Source organism: Pandoraea cepalis, from assembly GCF_902459665.1.
Classification (GTDB): domain Bacteria; phylum Pseudomonadota; class Gammaproteobacteria; order Burkholderiales; family Burkholderiaceae; genus Pandoraea; species Pandoraea cepalis.
The window spans coordinates 92,779-114,388 of the sequence record NZ_CABPSL010000011.1; the positions used below are offsets into that span (position 1 = coordinate 92,779).

Genomic DNA, 21,610 nt, shown 5'->3' on the forward strand with positions numbered 1-21,610 from the left:
AAAATGCCAGCCCGTCTGCAACGACGCGCTGGCATTTTTATTGATTGCCGTCTTGATGAGGCGCGCAAGAAACGACGCGGCGATCAGATCCCCGCGGCCACCGCGCCGAAGCCATCGCCCAGTGTGAGGGCGATGACCTCGCGTCCATGGCGCATGGCCTGTTTGGCACGGCTCGCGTCTTTCCCGACACTCAGCAGCGAGGGCAATTGAAGCGGATTGACGGCGAGCGAGCGCAGCACGCCGAGGATATCGGTGGAGCCGTCGCTGCGAAGTCCGGCGAGCGCCGCCGGGGGGAGCGATCGCTCCGCCGGGTCGATCACCACGCGGGCGGCGACGAACGGTAGTCCGTGCGCCTGTGCCACGCGTGCGACGATGTGCGACTCCATGTCGGCCGCCGCCGCCCCGCTCTCGCGCCACAGTGCGGCCTTGTCGTCGGCCCTGACGACGGGGGCCGTCACCCCGGCCAGATCGGCGTGCAAGGCGTCGGGCATCGCACGACGCAGCGCATCGGCCCAGCGCACGCACGACACATACGCGTGCGCCTGCTGCGGCATATCCAATACCCTATGCGCAATCACCCATCGACCGGGCGCCACGCCGGGCCTCAAACCGCCCGCCGTGCCAAAGCTCACCAGCCCGCGCGCGCCGTCGCGTGCCATTGCGGCCTGCAGGTCTGACGCGAGCGTATTGTTTTGCGCGCAGACCACGACCACTCCGTCGCCGCGCGCGATGCGCGCTTCGAAAGGCATGCCGGTCACCACGATGATGGGCGGGGTCATGGCGGGCGCGATCACATCCCGCACGGCACCGGGCAGTCGTTGCGCACCGTCAGGTTGCGGTATCGCGCGAGTGCCCACAGCGGGAAGAACTTGCGATAGCCGTGATAGCGCAGATAGAACACGCGCGGGAAGCCCGTCGCCGTGTACAGGGCTTCGTCCCACAGCCCTTCATCGTTCTGCGTACTCAGCAGATAATCGACACCGCGCTTGACCGCCGGGTCGTCGGCCTTGCCCGCCGCCATCAGGCCGAGCAGCGCCCACGCCGTTTGCGACGCCGTGCTCGGTGCCGCTTCGTAGCCCTGGTAGTCGAGCTTGTAGCTCTCGCCATCCTCGCCCCATCCGCCGTCGGCGTTCTGGATCGAGAGCAGCCACTGCGCCGCGCGCGCCATGGCCGGATGCGCCGGCGACACCCCCGCCGCCTGCAGGCCGCACATCGCCGACCACGTGCCGTACACGAAATTCATACCCCAGCGGCCGTACCAACTGCCATCGGCTTCCTGATCGTCGAGAATGTATTTCAACGCCAGATCGGCCGAGGCCTTGCGCTCCGGCGATGGCGGCAATTGCGCGAGCATCGACAGGCATCGCGCGGAGACGTCCACCGTCGGCGGATCGAGCAAGGCGCCATGGTCCGAGAACGGGATGCTGTTCAGATACAGATGCGTGTTCTCGGGCTCGAATGCGCCCCAGCCGCCGTTGCCGCTCTGCATGCCGATGACCCACTCCGTGCCGCGATCGATCGCGTGACGCATCGGCCGCGGGCTCGCGTCGACCGTGTCGTTCTCGAAGGCGCCCACGAGTTTCTCGTAGCGATCCATCGCCATGGCGACCACGGCGGTGTCGTCGACATCCGGGTAGTGCGGATTCGCGAACTGGAAGGCCCAACCGCCCGGACGCACGTTCGGGCGGCGCGAAATCCAGTCGCCGCGCACGTCCAGGATCTGCAGCGGAATGAGCCACTTGAGCCCCTTGCCCGCCTGCTCGATGGCGCGCTTGTCGCCGGTTTCGAGCAGCGCGTGCGCGGCCAGCGCGGTGTCCCACACCGGCGACAGGCACGGCTGCACATAAGTCTCGTGATCGGCGGGCGTCACCAGCTTCTCGACCGACCGGCGGGCCATCGCGCGGCTCGGATGCGCTTCGGGATAGCCAAGCGCGTCGTACATCATGACCGCGTTGGCCATGGCCGGATAAATCGCACCGAGGCCGTCTTCGCCGTTCAGGCGTTCCTCGACGAACGCGACGGCACGCTGGATCGACTTCTCTCGCAGTTTTTTCGGAAAGAACGGATCGAGGGCTCGCAGCACATGATCGACGCCCGAAAAGCACGTGAACCAGAAGCGGCTCTGGTGCGGTGCGCGCCTGGGCGGACCCACGTCTTTGGGACTGCCGATAAACAGCTCGTCGATGCCGACACCCTTGGGATTACGGGCGCGCGGGCGCTTGGCTTGCAGCACAAGCAACGGCACGATCACCGTGCGCGCCCAGTACGACACCTTCGACAGATGGAAGGGGAACCACTGCGGCAACAGCATGATCTCGACGGGCATCATCGGCACGGCCTTCCACTCCAGCACGCCGTACAGCGCCAGCAAGATGCGCGTAAAGACGTTCGAGTTCTGCGCGCCGCCGCGCGAGAGGATGGCCTCGCGGGCGCGCACCATGTGCGGGGCGTCAATGGGATCGCCGATCATCTTGAGCGCGAAATACGCCTTCACGCTCGCGCTCATGTCGAACTTACCCTGGTGGAACAGCGGCCAGCCGCCGTGCTCGCCCTGGATGCGGCGCAGATAGACGGCGATCTTCGCTTCGAGTTCGGCGTCGACCGGCTCGGCCAGATGGTGACGCAGCAGCACGTATTCCGCCGGAATCGTGGCGTCGGCTTCCAGTTCGAAGAGCCAATGACCGTCGTCTTGTTGCAGGTCGAGCAATGCTGCGATCGAGCGGTCGATACCCGTCTCGAGCGTCTGCGTTGCCATTGCCGTGCTCACCTTCTGGGCAAGCTCGGTATGCAGTTTGAGGTCCACGGCCGTGGCAGTGGCCGTGCGTCGCGCTTCCTTTTCGGAAGCATCGCGTATCGTGTCCATGGCATTCTTGCCTACTCAAAGGCGTGTGATCGGCGCGGCGTACGCGCCGGTTAAACAGTGTCATTGACGATAGGTGCCGGGTTCTGTCGCCCGGCTCATGCGCGAGACGGTTCGACAAGCCTCAGGCGGGGTGCAGCACGTCGGCCGCCCGGTTGCCGCTGCGCAGCGCGCCTTCGATGGTCGCGGGCAGGCCGGTGGCCGTCCAGTCTCCGGCGAGCGCGAGATTGCGCCAGCGCGTGCGCGCGCCGGGGCGACGCTTGTCCTGCGCCGGCGTTGCCGCAAACGTGGCGCGCTTCTCGCGCACCAATTGCCACACCGGCATTGGCGTGGCGGGTACCTGACAGGCGCGCGCGACCTCGTCCCAGATGCGCAGCGCGAGCGCTTCCCGCGATTCGTCGAGCAAATGGTCCGCCCCGCTGATCGTCACCGACAACCGGCCGTCGAACGCGAAGATCCAGTCGCTCACGCCGTTCACCACGCCGATCATCGGCGGGCAGCCCGGCGGGGGCGACACCTGGAAATGGGCGTTGACGATGGCCCGGTATTCGTCGGGCGTCGTCAGGTCCGGCACCAGCCCAGCCGCCACGTTCGGCGGCACCGCCAGCACGACGGCATCGTCCGCCGCCAACGCCTGCGGTCCGTCGCCAAAATCGATCGACGCCACTCGACTGTCGTCCGGCGCAAATCCCAACGCCCGCACGCGGTGCTGCATCATCACATGCGCGCCGTTCGCTTCCAGGAATGCCAGCGCGGGCGTGACGAACGATACGTCCAGGCCCTCGCTCGCGATCAGCGGATGACAGGCCTTGCCGCCCGCCGCGAGCGTCTCGCGAATGACGGCGGCCGCCATTTGTGCCGAGCCTTCGGCCGGATCGGCGTTGAGCACGGCGAGGAATAGCGGGTGAATCAAACGCTGATAGAGCGCGGGCGGGCAACGCATCGCGTCGGTCATGGTCGCGTCGGGTCCAGCGCGCAGCAGCGGCGCGAGCGACAGATAGTCCGACCACTTCGTGCCCGGTACGCGGGCGTTGCTGTCGAATATCCACCATGGCAGGCGCCCTTCCGACAGACGCACCGTCCAGCGCTCGTCGCTCGTCAGATCGACGAACGCGAATTCCGCACGATCGGGGCCGGTCAATGTGTGTTCGGAGCCGATGGTGCGCGTAAATTCGCGCATCGTTGTATTGCCCGAGAGCACCAGGTGATTGCCGTTGTCGATCACCGCGTTCAACTGCCGGTCGAAGTAGGACCGGCAGCGTCCGCCCGCCTGCGGTGCCGCCTCATGCAGCACGACCGGCACGCCACGCTTCACGAGCCTTACCGCGGCGGCCAGGCCTGCCAGACCGGCACCGATAACGTGAGCCGTGCCCGACATCAGAACGCCATCTGCCGCAGCAGCATCAGCATGAGACGCCAGCGCGGCACACGCACGCGCTCGCGAGGCACGGCGAAGCCGCGCGCAATGAGCTTGTCGAGGATCGCGCCGTAGGCTTTGGCCATCACAGCGGGCGCAATCACCACGCGGCGCGGGTAAGGCGCCATGATCGCGCGCGCCTTTGCATAATGTTCTCGGGCCTGCGCCACCAGGGGCGCACAGGCGCGGTCGAGCTGGGCGGCAACGACGTTCTGCGGCGTGACGCCCACGATGCCGGCCTCGGCCAGCGTCTCGCGCGGCAGATAGACGCGGCCGATGCCCGCGTCTTCGTCGATGTCGCGCAGGATGTTCGTTAGTTGGAGGGCGCGGCCGAGGTGATAGGACAGATCGATACCGTCCTGCTCGGGCATGCCGAACACCTTGACCGACAGACGACCGACGGCGCTCGCCACGCGATCGCAATACAGATCGAGCGTGGGCAGGTCGGGCGCGACGATGGGGCCGCAGGCATCCATTTCCATGCCGTCGATCACGGCGAGAAAGTCGTCGTGCTTCAGGCCGAACTGCTTGACCACGCGGGCAAGGTTCGCGAGCGACGGCGCCGGGCGTCCGTCGTACAGATCGGCCAGATCGCGTCGCCACGCGGCCAGACGCGCCATGCGGCTCGCCGACGTGTCATCGCCGTCGTCGGCAATGTCGTCTACGGCGCGGCAAAAGGCATAAATCTCGAACATGCCTTCGCGCTGCGCGGGCGGCAGAATGCGCATGGCAGCGTAAAAACTGCTGCCCGACGCCACGCGTGCACTGCTTGGCTCAGGCGACATTTCGATTGGTTCGGCGACGCTCACGAGGCTCCTCGTCGTGCAGGGGAACGGGGTGACACCACGGAAAAAACTCTGGGGATTCTTGCAAGGAGGGAAGTATACCGGGGATTGGCGCGACTTTCCCGCCAGGATTCGGAACGATAGCATAGAATCTCGGGGCCCTCAGCGCCGCCGCGTTGCCCCATTTGCCCACCCGCCTGATGACTTCCGACGCCAAGATCGAGCATTACGAGAACTTCCCGGTCGCCAGTATCCTGCTGCCGCGCGAGATGCGCGCGCCGGTCGGCGTGATCTACAACTTCGCGCGCACGGCCGACGACATTGCCGACGAGGGCGATGCGCCCGACGCCGAGCGTCACGCCGGCCTCGCGGCGTACCAGGCGGAACTCGACAAGATCGCCGCCGGACAGCCCACGTCGCCCGACAAGCCGCTCTTTGCGGCCCTCGCGCGTGTCATTGCCGAGCATCGGCTCCCGGTCCAGCCGTTCTCCGACCTGCTGAGCGCGTTCGATCAGGACATCGACGTCAAGCGATACGCGACATTCGCCGACCTGCGCGACTACACGCGCCGCTCGGCCGACCCGGTCGGGCGCATCATGCTCGCCCTTTTCAAGCTCGACACGCCCGAGAACATCGCCTGCTCGGACGACATCTGCTCGGCCCTGCAACTCATCAACTTCTGGCAGGACGTGGAAGTCGACTGGCGCAAGGCGCGCGTGTACCTGCCGCAGGACGACATGGCCCGGTTCGGGGTGACCGATGCCGACATCGGCGCGCAGGCGTTCGACGAGCGCTGGCGCGCGCTCATGCGCTACGAAGTCGACTTCGCACGGCGGATGATGCTGCGCGGCGCGCCGCTCGCCAACCGTGTGCCGGGCCGCTTCGGCCTGGAACTATGTTGCGTGGTGCATGGTGGATTGCGCATCCTCGACCGGATTGAAGCCGTCAACTACGACGTCTTCCGTCATCGTCCGCAACTGGGAAAGGCCGACGGGCTGCGCGTGTTCCTGCGTGGCCTCGGCATGAAACTGAGCGGCACGCCGCCCAAAGCCCGCGCGGACTAGCGTCTGCTCACAAGCGGCCACACGCGGGGCCAGCGGCTGCGACGTCATGCCGCAGGCTCCACACCGTCTGAGTGCGCCCGCGCTTGACCCATCGCAAGACCCGTTCGCGGGGCAGGTGCCAGACTGCCCTTTTCGCGTGGGCGCGCCGTCACACGGCGCCATCGCCCGCGCGAGCCCACCTCGATGGACGGAACTGACATGAACGAGCAATGGTTGACGCTGGCCGGCCGCCGGCTGGTGCCGGTAGTGCAAGGCGGCATGGGCATCGGCATCTCCGCGCACCGGCTCGCCGGCACGGTGGCACGGCACAACGGCATGGGGACGATCGCGAGTATCGATCTGCGCCACCATCATCCTGACCTGCTCGCCGAAGTCGACGGCCTTCACACCCCCGAGGGCAAGAAGGCGGCCATCGAGGCGGTCAACCTGATTGCACTGGACCGCGAGATCCACGCCGCCAAGGCGATTGCCGACGGTCACGGACTGGTGGCGGTCAACGTCATGAAGGCGGTGAGCGCACACGCATCGCTGGTACGACAGGCGTGCGAGAGCGGCGCCGATGCCATCGTCATGGGTGCCGGATTGCCGCTCGACCTGCCGGAACTCACGGCGTCTCATCCAGGCGTCGCGCTCATCCCGATTCTGTCGGACTCGCGCGGCGTCAGCCTCGTGTTGCGCAAGTGGATGAAGAAGGGCCGCCTGCCGGACGCCATCGTCATCGAGCATCCAGCACATGCCGGCGGGCATCTCGGCGCGTCACGCATCGAGGAGCTGGGTGACGCACGCTTCTCGTTCGATCGTGTGCTCGCGGAGTGCCGGGAAATCTATGCGACGCTCGGCATCGAATGGTCCCGTGTACCGCTGATCGTGGCCGGCGGGATCCACCGTCACGAGCAGGTTCGGCACTGGCTGGCGCAAGGCGCGGCGGGCGTACAGTTGGGCACGGCGTTTGCCGTGACCGAGGAATCGGACGCGCATCCGGCGTTCAAGGCGGTGTTGGCGAGCGCACGGCCGGAAGACATTGCCGAGTTCACCAGCGTGGCCGGGCTGCCTGCGCGTGCAGTGCTGACGCCGTGGCTGAGGAAGTACCTCTCGCGTGAGACCGCCCTGCAAGCGAAGGCGAAGGTGCGGGAGTGTCTGGAGGGATTCGACTGCCTGCAGGCCTGCGGGCTGCGCGACGGCGTGGCGCGCATCGGGCAGTTCTGCATCGATCTGAAACTCGCCCAGGCGGTGCGTGGCGATGTGGCGCGCGGACTCTTCTTCCGTGGCCGCGACCCGTTGCCCTTCGGCGAGCGCATTCGCCCCGTGGGCGATCTCATGCGTTATCTGCTGACGGGCGAGCGGCCGGAGGACGGCGACACGGCTGCGGTCGCATAGCCGTGCTCACTTGGCCGGCGCCGCCGGTGCGGGCGGCGCGCTGGCTGCGGCATCCTCCCCCCCGCTCGGTTGGCTGGCCCCCCCGGCATCGTCCGCACTGACGGGTGCGGCGCGTGCCGCGATACGCCGGTCGAAGAACGCGGCGAGCGCCGGGTCGTTCACCTTGAGATCGAACTGACGGTCATCCACCGCCGAGAAATAGCCGTCGCACAGATCCGCTTTCGCGCTCTCGGTCGGCTGATCGTCGATGCTGCGGGAATAGACGACAAACTGGCGCTCGACAAGCATCGGCAACTGGGTGCGCAGCAAGTCGTCGAAGCGCGCGCGCGCTTCGGGATCGGTATAGGTGGATTGCAATTCGGCACGCACGCGCCGGCCCTCGGCGAGATAGTCGCGGTGCCGCGTCTGCCACGCGCGCAATGCCGCATTCCCGTGCGTTCGGGTGGCCGCGCCATAGAGGCCGCACTTCTGCACGAGCCGCGCGAGCACCTCGCCGACACCTTCGGGGGACGCGATCGCCGCCCCCATCAACTCGGCATCGTTCTTGTACTGCGGCGGCTGCGCCAGCGCCGCGGCCGCGTACACGCCTACCGCACTCACGATCGCGCAGGCGAACAGACGTCGCCAACCGTTGCCAAATGGCTTCATTGCCGGATTGTCGGGATGGCGGGCTCGAACGGCCCCGCTCTCGGAGATATCGCATCGGCCACGACGTCGATGCTGGCATCTTAGCCGAATTGACGTCCCGAGGTGACCGCCCGGGACGCTAGAACGACTCGCCCGCCACCGGCCCGCCCACTCCGTATTTCGCGCGCGGGCGCAGCATGAAGGCCTGCGTGCGTTGCTCCATCACGTGCGCCACCCATCCCGCCGAGCGGCCGACGATCCAAAGCGCCGTCGACGTGCCGTCAGGCAACCCCAGCGCCCGCGCGAGCGTCACCAGGCCCGGCGCCAGACCGGGATGCGCATTCAGTTCGCTGCGCATGCGCTGGAGAAAGTCGAGCGTCATGCGCGTGTTCGCGCGCGACGTCGCATCGAGACCGTTGTCCCCCGTCTCGTCGATGAGTTCGCCCGCGATCTGCATCATCAGATCGGCCCGCGCATCGCCGCCGGGATACAGCGGATGATTGAAGCCAAACAGGCTCGCGCCATACTCGCGCACCCGGTCCACCCGCGTGTCGAGCGCGTCGAACGGCTCGCACAGCAACAGCGTCTCGATCTTTTCGGTGCTGGTACCCGTGGAAAAGCCGATGTGCGAGCCGATGGCCGCAGCCACACAACTGAACAAGTCCGCGTTTGTCGACGCCGCGACGCGCGCCGAGAAGGTGGCCGGCGCCAGCTCGTTATCGGCCAGCAGCACGAGTGCTGCGTTCATCGCGCGCAGCCGCGCGGGCGTCGCGACACGGCCCGCGGCGCGCAGGATGTGTCCGGCAACATTCTCGCCGTCGGCGCGCGCCACGAACCGCTGCTGCGGTCCAAGAAAACCGACGCACCCGGCCATGCCATGCAACATCATTCGCGCCGCCTGCACCGCCGCGCCGTCGGCCAACTCGCGCGGACCTCGCCCGTGCATCGCCAGCGCGAAGGGCACCATCCCCAGCAAGTTGCCGATATCCGCGCTCGCCACTTCGCCGTCATAGGTCGACAGGAACCGCAGCACGTCGGGCGGCGTGTCCTGCCTCGGCCACTCGGCAATGCTGTCCTGCCAGATGCCGGTCATCAGCAGATGCACCACCGATTCGAACGAGGCCCCGCCGCTGGCGAGATCGATCGCCAGCCGGTTCCGATATCGCGGCCCGTGCGGCGTGATCTGCGTGATGGCCGAATGCAGCACCGGATCGCCGAAGCGCATCGTCGATTCGGCCACCGCGCCCGTCGGCGCCCGTCCGCGCTTGCGTGTGGCCAGACGCTCGACATCGCGACGCAGATACAGGCTCTTGCGGCCGTCCTCGTGCGGCCGCGCCCGGATCAACCCCCGGCTAACATAGGCATAGAGCGTGGCTGGCTTGATGTCGAGCATGGCCAGCACTTCCTCGCGTGTCATCAGGTCGGTCGGCTGCGTCATCGTGTGTCTCGGAGAACCTCGCCGCCGTCATCCTGGCAGGCGTTCGTTCACAGTGGGGAGTCGAAATTGCGACACATGATGCCACAGGTATATTGACTTTAAAAATCAATATTGATAAACAAAAAACCGCCCAGTAAAGTCAGCTCCGGACCCCACGACAAAGACACTGCGGACCCAGCCTTCGCCGGCGTACGACAGGTCGCCCATTCGGACGGAGACACGGCATGACCCATGACATCCCTTCCCGGCAGCCAGAACGCATCGACGTGCGCGACACGCTGCAATCGGCCCCGCTGGGCGCGTTTCATTACTGGCTCGCCACGCTGCTGGCGCTGATCCTGCTGTTCGATGGCTTCGATCTCTACAACGCGGCCTATATCGTCCATGACGTGAGCGCGCTCTGGCATTTGTCGCCGAGCCAGATCGGCGTGCTGCTGTCATGCGGGCTGGCGGGATTCGCCGCCGGTTCCGCCATCTCGGGCTTGTTCAGCGACCGCATCGGACGGCGCCGCGTGCTGCTCACCGGCATCTGGCTCTCCGGGTTCATGAGCCTCGCCATCGCCCTGTTCGCGCACGACCTGAGCACCTTCATCGGCCTTCGCTTCGTGATGGGGATCTCGCTGGGCCTGCTGATGCCGGTCGCCGTCACCTACATCAACGAGATCGCCCCCAAACGCAGCGCCAATGTCTTCACCATCGTGTGCTTCACCTGCGGCTGGATCGGTGGCGCGACGGCGTCCGGCTTCATCGCCGCATGGCTGATCCCGCAACACGGCTGGCAGAGCATGTATTACGCGGGCGGCCTGTCCGTCTTGCTCGCGCTCGCGTTGCAGTTCGCGCTGCCCGAGTCGATATCGTTCCTCGCCAGCCGGGGACGCCAGGATGCCGTGCGTGCGCAACTCAAGCGCCTGTGGCCGGCACGCGCGGCGGACTTCGAACATGCGACATTCATGTCCCCCGACGCCGGCGTCAAAGCGGGCTCGGTGGCTGCGCTCTTCTCCCACGGATTCCGCCGCCAGACGCTTTGCTTCTGGGCAATGGGCGCGTTGTCGCTGTTCTCGTCGTACGGCCTGTCGGGCTGGCTGCCGACGATCATGCTCAAACGCGGCGAAACCCTGTCGACGAGCTTTGCCTATGGCTCGCTGCTGGTCTTCGCGTCGGCGTTCGGGAGCCTGATCTGCGGCGTGGTTGCCGACCGCATCGGCAATCGCCGTCTGGCGATGTCGCTCGCCTGGCTGTGCGGCGCGGGGGCGATCGCGGTGCTGGCCACGGCCGCCGGCGGCAGCGTGACGTTCGCGGGCATCGTGGTCGCCGGCATGTTCGTGATCGGCACGCAGACGGTCCTCAACAACCTCGTGGCGGTGAGCTATCCGACCGAGATTCGCAGCACCGCCGTCGGCCTGTTCCTCGGCATCGCCCGCGTCGGTGCGATGTGCGGCCCGGCCATCGCCGGGATCCTGCAACAGGCCACCGGCGGCGCCGGAACGATGTTCGCCGTGCTGGGCGCCGCGCTCGTGACCGCCGCCGTGCTGGTGTTTCTCGTGGCACGCCCCGAAACGCTGCCCAAGGCCCCCGCCTTCAGTCATTGAAGTCACTGAAGTCACCGCATCCCCGCGCGCGCCCGGGCGTCGGCCCGGCGCTCGCCCGCACGGTATCGGAACACCTCATGTCCAAGCTCACCCTCTCGCTCGCCGTCAACGACTACGACCACGTGCGCGACCTGCTAAGCGGCCGGATCGCCGTGGAAGGTATCGACCTGGTGCCCTCGGTGCTGCCGGTCGAAGAGATTTTCTATCGCACCACGCACTTCCAGGAGTGGGATCTCTCGGAGATGTCGCTCGCCAAATACGCCTCGTTGCGCTCGCAGGGCGACGACCGCCTGATCGGCTTGCCGATTTTTCCGTCGCGCGTGTTCCGGCTGTCGTCGCTTTATGTGCGCAACGACGCCAGCGTGACGTCGCCCGGTGATTTGTGCGGCAAGCGGATCGGCGTGCCGGAGTGGGCACAAACGGCATCGGTGTATTCGCGCGGATGGCTCACGCACGATCAAGGCGTGGCGCTCGCGGACGTCGAGTGGGTGCAAGGCGGCATCAATCAGGCGGGACGGCGCGAGAAGGTCGCCGTGCGCGTGCCGGACGGTGTGCGTTATCGCCCATCGCCCGACAAGTCGCTCACGGCGCTGCTGCTCGACAGCGAGATCGACGCGATTCTCAGTGCGCGTCCGCCCGCGCCGCCGCCGGGCCGAGAGCGGGACATCGTGCGGTTGCTGACGGACGTCGAGACCGCCGAGCGCACCTATTTCGAGCGGACCGGCATCTTTCCGATCATGCATGTGATCGTGATGCGGCACGACATCTTTGCGGCGCATCGCTGGATCGCGGGCAACTTGCTCAACGCCTTCACGCAGGCGAAAGACGCCAGCATCGCCCGTCTCGAAGACATCACCTGTTCGCACTTTCCGCTGCCGTGGATGAGTCAGCGTGCCGCCCAGGCCCGCACGATGTTCGGCGGCGACCCTTGGCCCTATGGCGTCGCGCCCAATCGCGTCACGCTCGATGCCTTCCTGCGCTTTGCCTACGAGCAAGGGGTCTGCCATCGCCTGATGCAAGCCGACGATCTGTTTCCTCCGGAGATGGCCGCCGCAGTGCGCGTGTGACATTCGCGCACGACACCGGCCACAACGGGTTTTCTCAATCTTCTTTGGTAATTCTTCTGTCACGATCATGACGCAAACGACTTCCCCCTACACCCCCGCCATCGTCGAACACGATCGCCAATCGATGGCGCAATGGCGCGAAGACCTCGCCGCCGCCAACCACGTCCTCGCGCATCACGACGTGCTCGACGGCTTCGGTCACGTGAGCGTTCGCGACCCGCGCAACCCGGCACATTTCCTGATCGCGCAGTCGATGGCGCCCGAACTGGTGACCCCGGACGACATTCTCACGCTCGACTTCGATTGCCAGCCGGTGGACGGCGACACGCGCAAGCGCTATCTGGAAACGTGGATTCACAGCGAGATCTATCGCGCCCGTCCGGACGTTAGGGCGATCGTGCACAGCCATTCGCCATCGGTGATTCCGTTTGCGGCATCGTCGGTCCGTCTGCGCCCGGTCTATCACATGGCAGGCTTTCTCGGCAGCGGCGCACCGGTATTCGACATCCGCCACTGCTTCGGCTGCACCGACATGCTCGTGCGCAACGGTGAACAAGGCAAGGCGCTCGCGACATCGCTGGGCGATGCCGACGTCGCCCTCATGCGCGGACACGGCTTCGTGGCGACGGGCCCGTCGCTGCCCGCGGCGGTGTATCGCGCCATCTACACGGAGTTGAACGCGGGCATGCAGTCCCAGGCGATCGCCCTCGGCGGCGAAGTGACGTATCTCGACGCCGAAGAAGGCAAGCGCTCGAACGCCACGAACCTCGGTGTGATCGAGCGCCCCTGGACGCTGTGGAAGCGTCAGGTGGCGGTATTGCGTGGCGATGGGATGGCTTGAAGGCGAGGCGCTGTAGGACGGTATACGGCAGCGCGAAATCGCGGCCGGACATCACCATGGCACCTTACGGCCGAGGTAGTCGACATAATGCAGTCCGGCGCGCCCCTCGTGCGCCGTGATGGTGTCGATCAGGTGGGGGATGCTCTCGTCGATGCTCAGACGCGCGTCCGCCCCGCCCATGTCCGTGCGCACCCAGCCGGGGGCCGTCAGCAGCAACGTGCGCGTGTCGTCGCCATGCCGCGCCGCGAAGCTGCGCATCAACATGTTGAGCGCCGCCTTGCTGGCCCGGTAGACCTCGTAGTGGCCGTTCGTGTTGTTCGTGACGCTGCCCTGTCCCGAGGACATCACCCCCAGCGTGCCGCCGGGAGGCACAAGCGACTCGAACGTCTCGATCACCCGCATTGGGCTCAGCGCGTTCGTCACCATAACGCGCACGAACTCCTCGGTCGACACGTCGGCAATCGTCTCACGGTCGTCGTTCTTCACCCCGGCGTTCACGAAGAGCAAATCGACACGGCGCCCCGCCAATCGCTCGCGCAATGCGGTGACTTGCGCCGGTATCGCGATATCGACCGTTTCGACCTCCAGCGCACCGCCGACGGCTGCGCCCAAGCTATCAACCAACGCATCGAGCGCGCCAGACGACCCTTGCCGAGCCGTGGCGATGACATGCCAGCCGCGCCTGAGATACGCCTGCGCCATTGCGAAGCCCAGACCGCGCGATGCGCCGAACAGCAAGACAGTTTTTTGCGGGGAAACTTGGGAGATTGTTTCGTTCTGCATGCGTCGTTCCTCGTATCCAACGTCGCCCGCACGTCCGCGACGGAATGCCGGGAGGCGGTACGACGTGTGCTGTGAGGGACTATAGGTCGATGCAAGACATGGCGGAAGACGCAGCCGTTGCACTGATAACATGCGCGTAACGCCACATCTCGTTCCGTCGCCCCCATGACCGACCCCGATCTGAACCTGCTAATAGCGCTGGATGCCCTGCTCGCCGAAGTCAGCGTGGCAAGTGCCGCACGCCGGTTGGGGCTGAGCGCATCGGCGATGAGCCGTACGCTGAGCCGCTTGCGCGACACCACGGGCGATCCGCTGCTGGTTCGCGCCGGTCGCCGCATGGTGCTCACGCCGCACGCCGAGCAATTGCGCACGCGCAGCCGAGGCGCCGTCGACGAGGCTCGCCTACTGCTCGCGCCCGCCACATCATCGCCTGACTTCGCCACACTGCGCCGCACCTTCACGCTTCGCGCCAACGATGGCTTCGTCGACGCCTTCGGCGCGTCGTTGATTGCCGCGCTCACACAGGCGGCCCCGTTCGTGAGCCTGCGCTTTCTGTCCAAGGCGGAAAAGACCGCGATGCCGTTGCGAGGCGGGGAGGCCGATCTGGAAATCGGCGTGCTGGGGGACATCGGCGGGGCGAGCAACATGGGCCCGGAAATTCGCCTGCAGACGCTGTTCCGCGATCACTTCGTGGGCGTGGTGCGTTCGGGCCATCCGCTCGTCGCGCACGGCGCGCCGGACGCCGAGCGATACGTTGCGTTCGGGCATGTCGTGGCATCGCGGCACGGCGCCGGGCGGGGGCCTGTCGATGTCGCGCTTGACGCGCTGGGTCTGCACCGCGATATTGTCGCGGTGGTGCCAAGCTTTCCGGCGGCGTTGTCCGTGGCGCAGGCGTCCGACTTGATCGCGCTGGTGCCTGCGTCACTCATGAGGCAACGCGCCGCACAGCGGGTCGCAACCGCACCCGCGTCGGTCCACGTGTTCGACCTGCCTGTGACGACCGGACAGATTGCCGTGTCGTTGATGTGGCATCCCCGAATGGACGCGGACCCCGTTCATCGCTGGCTTCGACAACATGTGCTGTCGGTGTGCCGCCCGGACGATGCCGCATCACGATAATCGAAAGCGGTAAGACGGCGCCTATCGTGAGGTGGTCGCCCCACATTGCACCTGCCCCGACACCGGATCTCGCTTGCAAGCGGTGGGCCCCTGCTCGTTGAAGTAGACCGCACCCTGCGCGTTGGTGGACGCGCCCGGATATCGACCCTGAGGCGCGCGCTGCGGATCCGTCAGCGACTTCATCTGCATATCGCTCATTGCCGCCGACTCACGCTGGCGCTGCACCTGCCGCTCGCCGTCCGCCATGCCCTGCTTGAACCGTGCGCCAACGCCGCCTTCCCTGTCATGTGTCGACGCAGGCGGCGTAAGCCCCACGCCGGGCTGACCACCCGGCGCGGCCTGATTCGACTGGCGGATGCTGTTCAGATCGCCACTCTGCAAGTAGGACTGAGCGGCCGCGCCACCGGCCACCGATATTCCTGCGGTGGCCAGGCAGGCGATCAGCAACGTTCTGGCTGACATGTTTCGAATTCCCCCGTGAAGTGCGACATGGATCACCTTTTTTCGGGGCACAGTGTAGCGCCAATCGCAATCCGCTTCGACATCCGAAGTTCGCGCGACAACCTACACCTCACGGCATGACCGGCGGGTGATACGTCAATGTCTGCGCGAGCAGCCACAGCATGACGATGACCACGGGGAAGTGCACCAACAACTGCGTGAACGTGTATCCGACAATGTCGCGCGCACGCAGACCTAGCACCCCCAGCAGCGGGAGCATCCAAAACGGATTGATCAGATTCGGCAGCGCTTCGGCTGCGTTGTACACGGTCACCGCCCACCCCAGGTGCACATGCAGGTCGTTGGCTGCCTGCATCACATACGGGGCCTCGATGATCCACTTGCCGCCGCCCGACGGCACGAAGAAGCCCAGTACCGCCGAATACACGCCCATCACCCCCGGGAAAGACGTCTGTGACGAGATCGCCACGAAGAAGCTCGACAGGTGGTGCGAAAGCGTCGCCCCATCGATGCCCGGCGCTTTGGTCAGCAGGTAGGCAATGCCGCCGTAGAGCGGGAACTGGATCAGCACGCCCGCCACGGACGGCACCGACTTCGCGATCGCATCGAGAAACCGGCGGGGACGCCAGTTCAGCAACATGCCCAACATCAGGAACACGAAGTTGTAAGTGTTCAGATTGGAGATCGCCAGCAGCGGATCCTTTGTCGTGAACTCATGTCCGATCCAGAGCACGCCCAGCGCCACGATCAGCACCGTGACTACCGGGCTGTATTCAAGCCAATCCCCTGGGCGTTGCGCACGCACGTAAGGCTTTGCCATATCGTCGAGCGACACACCGAGGTCGGCCGCGATGGTTGCGCGGTCGTCGCGCGGTGCCGAGTAGTAAGCCAGCGCCACCGACACCACCGTCAGCACGGCGGCAATCGCCATCGATTGCGGCAGGAAGATGGTGTCGGCGAACGGAATGACGCCGGTGATCTCGACCAGCGCCTTCGGCAAGCTTGCCGGGTTGGCCTGCAACTGCGCCGCCGACGAACTCAGGCCGAGCGCCCACGTCGCCCCCATGCCCAGATACGCCGCGGCGCCCCCCGCACGGTAGTCCATGCGAATGTCGTCGCGGCGCGCAATCGCGCGCACCAGCAGGCCGGCGAAGACCAGGCTGATGGCCCAGTTGAACAGCGAGAGCACGATACTCACCAATGCCACATACGCCACCGCGCTACGACCGCTGCGCGGCAGCGTGGCCATCTTGCGGATGAGCAACGCCGCGGGCGGCGAGACGGCCACCACATAGCCCGAGATCGCCACGATGGCCATCTGCATCGTGAACGGGATCAGGCTCCAGAAACCGTCGCCAAAGGCCACGCCCACTTTGACCGCCGGCACACCGATGGCGAGCGCGCCGCCTGCGCATACGATGACGGCAAGCGCCGCGAAAAGATAGGCGTCCGGAAACCAGCGCTCGGACCAACGCGTGACCGCCGCCGCCAGACGTTCCAGAAGTCCGCCGTCCTGCGGCGTCTCCGACATGCTCGAAAGTGAATTTCCCGGTTTCATTGCCTGTGTTCCCATAGGTTTGTCATGATCGGCACCGCCGCACCTCGCGATGCTCGCCCCGTGCCCTGCCCTGCGACAGCGACCTTTCATCGCCGCCGTCGTCCATTGCCCGCTGCCTGCGTCGCGTCAAGCGTGTTGAGTCGCCTGCCAGACGAGCGTGGCGGCCGCGAGATCTTCCAGCGCTGTCCCTACGGCCTTGAATACCGTGCGCTCACCCTCGCCGTTACGACATCCGCGTCCTGCGCGACACAGGTCGGCCAGCGTGCCGCGCACGTCCGACGCGGTGAACACGCCTCGCGACATCGGTCCGAGCAACTCCCCCGATTTGGCCAGCGCTTCGTCGGTGTCCACATATAACGAGGCGCCGGCAAAGCAGGCATCGTCGGCTTCGCGCATCTGCGGCGTAAAGCTGCCAATCAGATCCAGATGGACGCCCGGCGCCAACCAGTCGCCCTGCACGACGGGCTCGGTCGCCAGCGTTGCGCAGGTGACGATGTCCGCGCCCTCAACGGCCGACTTCGCGGTATGGCACACGACCGCGTCGAAACCTTGCGCATGCAGGCGCTCGACCAGACGCCCGGCCGCCTGCGCATCGCGATCCCACACGCTCACACGTGTGATGGGGCGCACCGCGCGATAGGCCAGCGGCACGAGCGCCCCCACGCGGCCCGCGCCGAGCAGCGCGAGATGCGACGCATCGTCTCGCGCCAGATACGAGGCAGCCAGCGCAGAGGCCGCCGCCGTGCGTCGCGACGTGATCTCGTTGCCGTCCATCTGCGCCAGCGGCACGCCCGTCGTGGCGTCATAGAGCAGATAGGTCGAATGCAGACCCGGCACGCCGCGCTGCGCATTGGCCGGTGCGATGTTGACGGTCTTGATGCCGAGATATCCACCGGGCTGCCACGCGGGCATGATGAGCACGGTCATCGCATCGCGCGTACCCGATTCCGGGATGACGTGCGTGTGGCGCAGCGGCACTTCGCATCCGGTGACGAACAGGCTGCGAAGCGCGTCGAGCAACGGGCCGAAAGCCAATGCCTCGCGAGTGGCGTCGGCGTCGATGAATTTCATGAGTACAGCTCCTCGTCGAGGTGGAAATGAGATGTCAGGCGTCGAGCACGATGGCTTCGCGCGGCACGGCCTGACAGGCCAGACACATGCCGGGCTCGTCGAGCGCCACGTCGCCCAGGTGCTCGACCTCGCCGGCCAGCACGCGCACCGCACAACTCTCGCATTGCCCGACACGGCAACCGCTTGGCAGTGCCAGCCCCAGCGACTCGGCAAACGACAACAGGCTGCCGTGCGACGGCATCCAGACAGCCTCGCGGCCCGAGCGAGCGAACGTAACGGGCCACGCGGCCCCGGCGTCCACACGCGGCGCGCTCGGCGAACGGAACGCCTCCTTGAACATGTCGAACGCGGGTACGCCACGCGCCGCCAACCCCGCCATCACGGCCGTCATCATGGGCGCCGGACCGCACACGTAGAAGCGTGCGCGTCGCTTGATCAGGTCGTCGGACACCACGGCCGCAGACAGCCGCTCTGCCGAGGCGTAGTCGCGACCGAGAACATCCGCCTCGCGCGGCGCGTCGTAGTAGTTGAAGACGCGCACGTTGGGCAGGCGCTGCGCAAGCGCCGCCAGCCGATCCCGGAAGGCGTGCGTGGCGCCATTGCGGTTGGCGTAATGCAGCCAGACGTCGGGCAGCGGCAAGGGCGCGCGCTCGGCCTGCTCCGCCAGCGATTCCAGATAGCAGAGGAACGGCGTGATACCAATGCCGCCGGCGAAACACACCACCGGCTGGCGGCTGCGCAGCGGCATGACGAAGCGCCCGGACGGGGCGCCCAGTTCGATCACGTCGCCCACGCGAGCGCCGGTGTTCAGCCAACTCGAGACCAGGCCGTCAAACGGTGTGCCCTCGGACGTGCGCCCCTGCTGATGACGCACGGCAATGCGATAGCCGCGACGGTCGCGCTCGCTGGAGGGCCCGGTGAGCGAGTACGCGCGTGTTACGGGCTGCCCTTGCCCGGGAATCGATACGCGCACGGTAACGTGCTGCCCCGGCAGATAGTCGGGTAGCCCCACGTCGTCGAGCGGATCGAGCGCGATGGCGCACACCCCCTCGGCCGCGGCATCGAGCGCGGCAATGCGAAAGCGCGCCATGCCGTCCCATGGGCGGCGGGCCGGATCGCTCGCCGGATCGCGCGCAACGTCGCATCGAAACGAGCGCAACGGCGATGCACCGCTGATCGGATCGATGTCCTGCGTCGTCACCAGTGCGTTGAAGTTGCTCGACGCATCGCCCGCCATCGCGAAACCGTCACGTCCCACGCTGTCGCAAGCCTGCCACCAGCCGTATTCGGCAAGCAGCACGTCGAGGCCCAATCCGGTATCGAACGCCGCGCGAAAGCGCGCGACCCCGGCCGGCGTCGTCACGCGCACCCAATCGCCTTCGGCGATGTGCTTGCGCGCCGCCAGCGTCGGATGCAGATGCACCACGGGATCGGGGGCGCGCATGCGCAGGCTCGCGAGTCCGCGATGCTGACTGTGGCAGTAGTAGCCGTTCTTGGTCGAACCGAGCACCAGCGGGAAGCGTTGCGCCTCGTCCTCGCGCACGGCACGGGGCACCACGTGCACCGGTATCGGCGGATATCCGTGACGCAGCAGATGCTCGGAATACAGCTCGACACGTCGGGTTTCGGTGGCGAAGCCGCGCACATCGCCGGCCTCGGTGCGCGCGTATTTGCGCTCATATTGCGGCTGCGGACGCGAAATGCCCTCGGGATGCGCGCGCAACGTCTGCACGTCGAGCCCGAGCGGGGCGAGTTGATGATTCCAGCCGGCATCGAGACTGCCGCCGAAGAAGGCGTCGCCCATGCCCAGGCGCACTGCGAGATCGAACACGATGTCGTTGTCGCTGCGCGACTCACCGCGCGGCGACACCATGCGCTGGCGAAGTTGGATCAGTGCGTCGGCGCGATCGTCGATCTCGAAACCGGCGCGCAAGCCTTCGCGTTCCCACGGCGTGTTCACCGGCAGCACGATATCGGCGAAACGCGCCGACGGCGTTTCGAACAGATCGCAATGGACGTGAAACTCGAGCGCTTCGAGCGCCTCGCGCGCCATCGCATAATCCGCCTGCGACGCCAGCACGTTGGTACCGAAGCAGAACAGCGCGCGCACACGATAGGGCGTGCCATCGAGAATCGCGCGGTAGGTATCGCGCGCGGTCACCCAGCCGCGCGCAGGCGGTCCCAGCGGACGCGCGTCGAGGCCCAGCGCCCTGGCCTGCTGCTCGGGGCTCAAAAGATCGTGCTGACTGACGGCATTCAACGGTTGACGCGTCATCACGCGATTACCCCCGCGTCTGTCGAAGCTGCCGGTCAGTGCGTACAAGACCGCGATGGCGCGCTCGATTTGCGTCGCGTTCGCGTGCTGCGCGACACCCGACCATGCGTGATAAGCGACGCGCTGTGCCCCGGTGAAGAGGTCGGCGGCGGCGTCGAGCTGCGCAGGAGAAACGCCGCAGAGTGCGCTTACGGTCGCCGCGTCGTAAGCGGCCAGCCCCGCGCAGAGATGATCGAACACCGGCCGGCAGGCAATGCGCGATCCGTCGCCGGACATCACCGCAAACTCGCCGCGCAGGGCGGCTTGGTTCGCCGCGTCGCGGCTCAGCGCATGAGTCGTCTCGTACGGCTGCGGTGCCGCCGCCGCTTCGTTCCAGATCACGAAGGCTTCCGGCGACACGCCGACGTGCGTCGCAGCCACATCGCGTACGCGCAGGAAGTGCCCGTTGTCGTTGCGCACGAGCAGCGGCGCATTGGTCCACCGGCGCACGAACATCTCGTCATAGCGCCCACTGTCGATCAGACGACGGGCGAGACCGAGCGCCAGCGCCGCATCGGTGCCGGGCCGCACGGGCAGCCAGGCATCGGCATCGGCGGCAAGCGGTGTCTTGCGCGGGTCGACGACGAGCAACTTGGCGCCACGCGCTCGCCCTCGCCCGATCGCGTTCGCCTGGCTCAACCACGTACTCGTGGGGTTGTGGCCCCAGACCATGATGACGTCTGCCTGCGCGTAATCGGCGGTCGGCATGCCGCACCCGAACGTGAACGCGTGCGCGAAATCCTTGTGCCAGTTGCAGATTTCCGTCGCGTAGATCGTGTTCGGGCTACCGAACACCCGGATGAAGCGCTCGATCCAGTCGATGCTGTCTGATAGCGGCGTGCCGCTTGGGGTCGTCACGCCAAACGCGACGGCATGCGCACCGCTCTCGCGACGGATGTCGCCCAGGCGCGCAGCGATTTCGGTGAGCGCTTCGTCCCACGAGATGGGCGTCCAACCCGGGTCGTCCGCCCCCTTCGGCGTGGTGCGGCGCAGCGGCGTAGTCAACCGGTCGGGGTGATGCACCAGCTCCGGCGCCGCCTTGCCCTTGCGGCACATCGCGGCGCCATTCGGATGCGACGGATCGGGTTCGACCGCGATCAGCGCATCGTTTTCCACGCGAGCCAGCGTGCCGCAGCGGGAGCGGCACAACGTGCAGAACCCGGGCTTGACCTCCTGAACCATGTCTCATGCGTCTCTATAGGAATCGATGTTCCGATGCTATACAGCCGTCACTTTTA

The 21,610-nt window shown here is 66.6% G+C and carries 17 protein-coding genes; 6 read left to right on the plus strand and 11 right to left on the minus strand.

Translation table 11 applies throughout. The annotated features are described in order from the left end of the window. Positions 1–83: 83 nt before the first annotated feature. From PCE31106_RS14825 to hpnD, 4 genes are all read right to left on the minus strand, one after another. A complete protein-coding gene (locus PCE31106_RS14825) occupies positions 84–779 on the minus strand; it encodes a phosphorylase (protein WP_150563773.1) in 696 nt (231 codons plus the stop codon). Between the two features lie 11 nt (positions 780–790). Further along, positions 791–2,755 carry a squalene--hopene cyclase gene (gene shc / locus PCE31106_RS14830; protein ID WP_174975208.1) on the minus strand — a complete coding sequence of 655 codons (1,965 nt, stop codon included), beginning with the start codon at positions 2,753–2,755 and terminating at the stop codon, positions 791–793. 229 nt (positions 2,756–2,984) lie between these two features. Next, positions 2,985–4,238, minus strand: a complete 1,254-nt coding sequence (gene hpnE / locus PCE31106_RS14835) for a hydroxysqualene dehydroxylase HpnE (RefSeq protein ID WP_150563775.1) — start codon at positions 4,236–4,238, stop codon at positions 2,985–2,987. Further along, positions 4,238–5,086 (minus strand): presqualene diphosphate synthase HpnD, encoded by an 849-nt coding sequence (gene hpnD, locus PCE31106_RS14840; protein ID WP_150563776.1) that lies wholly within the window; start codon positions 5,084–5,086, stop codon positions 4,238–4,240. The genes hpnE and hpnD overlap by 1 nt, the downstream gene beginning before the upstream one ends. A 176-nt stretch (positions 5,087–5,262) precedes the next feature. Between hpnD and hpnC the strand changes: the two genes are divergently transcribed. Continuing rightward, on the plus strand, positions 5,263–6,126 hold the full coding sequence (gene hpnC / locus PCE31106_RS14845; RefSeq protein ID WP_150563777.1) for a squalene synthase HpnC: 864 nt from the start codon (positions 5,263–5,265) through the stop codon (positions 6,124–6,126). Positions 6,127–6,324: 198 nt separating this feature from the next. Beyond that, positions 6,325–7,503, plus strand: a complete 1,179-nt coding sequence (locus PCE31106_RS14850; RefSeq protein WP_150563778.1) for an NAD(P)H-dependent flavin oxidoreductase — start codon at positions 6,325–6,327, stop codon at positions 7,501–7,503. Between the two features lie 6 nt (positions 7,504–7,509). Here PCE31106_RS14850 and PCE31106_RS14855 read toward each other — a convergent pair whose 3' ends face one another. Beyond that, entirely contained in the window at positions 7,510–8,151 is a 642-nt protein-coding gene (locus PCE31106_RS14855; protein WP_150563779.1) for a hypothetical protein, read from the minus strand. 118 nt (positions 8,152–8,269) lie between these two features. Further along, positions 8,270–9,568, minus strand: coding sequence for a citrate synthase (locus PCE31106_RS14860; RefSeq protein ID WP_254441066.1), 1,299 nt, complete (start codon positions 9,566–9,568; stop codon positions 8,270–8,272). A 224-nt stretch (positions 9,569–9,792) separates the two neighbouring features. Here PCE31106_RS14860 and PCE31106_RS14865 point away from each other — a divergent pair, with 224 nt between their 5' ends. The 3 genes from PCE31106_RS14865 to PCE31106_RS14875 all read left to right on the plus strand — a co-directional run bounded on the left by PCE31106_RS14865 (position 9,793) and on the right by PCE31106_RS14875 (position 13,065). After that, positions 9,793–11,157 carry an MFS transporter gene (locus PCE31106_RS14865; protein WP_150563780.1) on the plus strand — a complete coding sequence of 455 codons (1,365 nt, stop codon included), beginning with the start codon at positions 9,793–9,795 and terminating at the stop codon, positions 11,155–11,157. A gap of 77 nt (positions 11,158–11,234) precedes the next feature. Further along, positions 11,235–12,224 carry a 4,5-dihydroxyphthalate decarboxylase gene (locus tag PCE31106_RS14870; RefSeq protein WP_150563781.1) on the plus strand — a complete coding sequence of 330 codons (990 nt, stop codon included), beginning with the start codon at positions 11,235–11,237 and terminating at the stop codon, positions 12,222–12,224. Positions 12,225–12,291: 67 nt separating this feature from the next. Then, positions 12,292–13,065, plus strand: a complete 774-nt coding sequence (locus PCE31106_RS14875) for a class II aldolase/adducin family protein (protein WP_254441068.1) — start codon at positions 12,292–12,294, stop codon at positions 13,063–13,065. A 51-nt stretch (positions 13,066–13,116) separates the two neighbouring features. Here the strand turns inward: PCE31106_RS14875 and PCE31106_RS14880 are convergent, their stop codons facing one another. After that, the gene (locus tag PCE31106_RS14880; protein ID WP_150563782.1) at positions 13,117–13,848 is read right to left on the minus strand and encodes an SDR family NAD(P)-dependent oxidoreductase; all 732 of its coding nucleotides are present in this window, start codon (positions 13,846–13,848) and stop codon (positions 13,117–13,119) included. Positions 13,849–14,013: 165 nt separating this feature from the next. On the opposite strand from PCE31106_RS14880, the gene PCE31106_RS14885 reads away from it, so the two are divergent. After that, on the plus strand, positions 14,014–14,967 hold the full coding sequence (locus PCE31106_RS14885) for a LysR family transcriptional regulator (RefSeq protein WP_150563783.1): 954 nt from the start codon (positions 14,014–14,016) through the stop codon (positions 14,965–14,967). Between the two features lie 21 nt (positions 14,968–14,988). Here PCE31106_RS14885 and PCE31106_RS14890 read toward each other — a convergent pair whose 3' ends face one another. The 4 genes from PCE31106_RS14890 to PCE31106_RS14905 form a co-directional block, all read right to left on the minus strand. Then, entirely contained in the window at positions 14,989–15,429 is a 441-nt protein-coding gene (locus tag PCE31106_RS14890) for a hypothetical protein (RefSeq protein ID WP_150563784.1), read from the minus strand. Between the two features lie 109 nt (positions 15,430–15,538). Next, positions 15,539–16,987 carry a short-chain fatty acid transporter gene (locus PCE31106_RS14895; RefSeq protein WP_254441070.1) on the minus strand — a complete coding sequence of 483 codons (1,449 nt, stop codon included), beginning with the start codon at positions 16,985–16,987 and terminating at the stop codon, positions 15,539–15,541. Positions 16,988–17,113: 126 nt separating this feature from the next. After that, positions 17,114–18,058, minus strand: a complete 945-nt coding sequence (lhpI, locus tag PCE31106_RS14900) for a bifunctional Delta(1)-pyrroline-2-carboxylate/Delta(1)-piperideine-2-carboxylate reductase (RefSeq protein ID WP_150563785.1) — start codon at positions 18,056–18,058, stop codon at positions 17,114–17,116. 34 nt (positions 18,059–18,092) lie between these two features. Beyond that, the gene (locus PCE31106_RS14905) at positions 18,093–21,554 is read right to left on the minus strand and encodes a molybdopterin-dependent oxidoreductase (RefSeq protein ID WP_150563786.1); all 3,462 of its coding nucleotides are present in this window, start codon (positions 21,552–21,554) and stop codon (positions 18,093–18,095) included. Between the last annotated feature and the right edge of the window lie 56 nt (positions 21,555–21,610).

Excerpts from the sequence above, each read along its gene's own strand:
- PCE31106_RS14885 (WP_150563783.1), top strand. The coding sequence starts at position 14,014 with ATGACCGACCCCGATCTGAACCTGCTAATAGCGCTGGATGCCCTGCTC.
- PCE31106_RS14890 (WP_150563784.1), bottom strand. The coding sequence starts at position 15,429 with ATGTCAGCCAGAACGTTGCTGATCGCCTGCCTGGCCACCGCAGGAATA.
- hpnC (WP_150563777.1), top strand. The coding sequence starts at position 5,263 with ATGACTTCCGACGCCAAGATCGAGCATTACGAGAACTTCCCGGTCGCC.
- PCE31106_RS14905 (WP_150563786.1), bottom strand. The coding sequence starts at position 21,554 with ATGGTTCAGGAGGTCAAGCCCGGGTTCTGCACGTTGTGCCGCTCCCGC.
- PCE31106_RS14895 (WP_254441070.1), bottom strand. The coding sequence starts at position 16,987 with ATGAAACCGGGAAATTCACTTTCGAGCATGTCGGAGACGCCGCAGGAC.
- hpnE (WP_150563775.1), bottom strand. The coding sequence starts at position 4,238 with ATGTCGGGCACGGCTCACGTTATCGGTGCCGGTCTGGCAGGCCTGGCC.
- PCE31106_RS14860 (WP_254441066.1), bottom strand. The coding sequence starts at position 9,568 with ATGACGCAGCCGACCGACCTGATGACACGCGAGGAAGTGCTGGCCATG.
- PCE31106_RS14865 (WP_150563780.1), top strand. The coding sequence starts at position 9,793 with ATGACCCATGACATCCCTTCCCGGCAGCCAGAACGCATCGACGTGCGC.
- PCE31106_RS14875 (WP_254441068.1), top strand. The coding sequence starts at position 12,292 with ATGACGCAAACGACTTCCCCCTACACCCCCGCCATCGTCGAACACGAT.
- PCE31106_RS14870 (WP_150563781.1), top strand. The coding sequence starts at position 11,235 with ATGTCCAAGCTCACCCTCTCGCTCGCCGTCAACGACTACGACCACGTG.
- PCE31106_RS14855 (WP_150563779.1), bottom strand. The coding sequence starts at position 8,151 with ATGAAGCCATTTGGCAACGGTTGGCGACGTCTGTTCGCCTGCGCGATC.
- lhpI (WP_150563785.1), bottom strand. The coding sequence starts at position 18,058 with ATGAAATTCATCGACGCCGACGCCACTCGCGAGGCATTGGCTTTCGGC.
- shc (WP_174975208.1), bottom strand. The coding sequence starts at position 2,755 with ATGGCAACGCAGACGCTCGAGACGGGTATCGACCGCTCGATCGCAGCA.
- PCE31106_RS14825 (WP_150563773.1), bottom strand. The coding sequence starts at position 779 with ATGACCCCGCCCATCATCGTGGTGACCGGCATGCCTTTCGAAGCGCGC.
- PCE31106_RS14850 (WP_150563778.1), top strand. The coding sequence starts at position 6,325 with ATGAACGAGCAATGGTTGACGCTGGCCGGCCGCCGGCTGGTGCCGGTA.
- PCE31106_RS14880 (WP_150563782.1), bottom strand. The coding sequence starts at position 13,848 with ATGCAGAACGAAACAATCTCCCAAGTTTCCCCGCAAAAAACTGTCTTG.